The sequence below is a fragment of the Psychrobacter sp. AOP7-B1-24 genome (assembly GCF_052376215.1).
In the GTDB taxonomy this organism is placed as follows: Bacteria; Pseudomonadota; Gammaproteobacteria; order Pseudomonadales; family Moraxellaceae; genus Psychrobacter.
The window spans coordinates 1-409 of the sequence record NZ_JBQSVL010000221.1; the positions used below are offsets into that span (position 1 = coordinate 1).

A 409-nucleotide genomic window follows, 5' to 3' on the forward strand; every position below is an offset into this window, starting at 1 on the left:
TTTACTTGAGTCAGGCAGCAATGCCTGACAGGGTTAAATTATCATAATACCGCTTTTCAAATTCAAAAGGTGACACATATCCAATCGTGCTATGCAGTCGTGTTTTGTTAAACCAGTCCACCCATTCAAGGGTTGCTAATTCAACATCGTTCACGCCATGCCATTGTTCTTTTAGATATTCAATCACCTCAGACTTATAAAGCCCGTTAACTGTCTCAGCCAATGCGTTGTCATAAGAGTCGCCTGTTGTACCAACAGAAGCAATCACTCCAGAGTCCGTCATCTTATCGGTATAGCGAATAGATAAGTACTGAACCCCTCGATCACTGTGATGAATCACATCTTTGGGATAGTTTCTATCTGCTATTGCTTGATTTAACGCCGCCATCACCATATCGGTATTCATGCG

1 protein-coding gene is annotated in these 409 nt (G+C 42.1%); it reads right to left on the minus strand.

Translation table 11 applies throughout. The features are described 5' to 3' along the window. Positions 1-10 precede the first annotated feature (10 nt). The coding region (locus ACT3QP_RS15100) for an integrase core domain-containing protein (protein ID WP_444526070.1) at positions 11-409 on the minus strand (399 nt) is incomplete at its 5' end.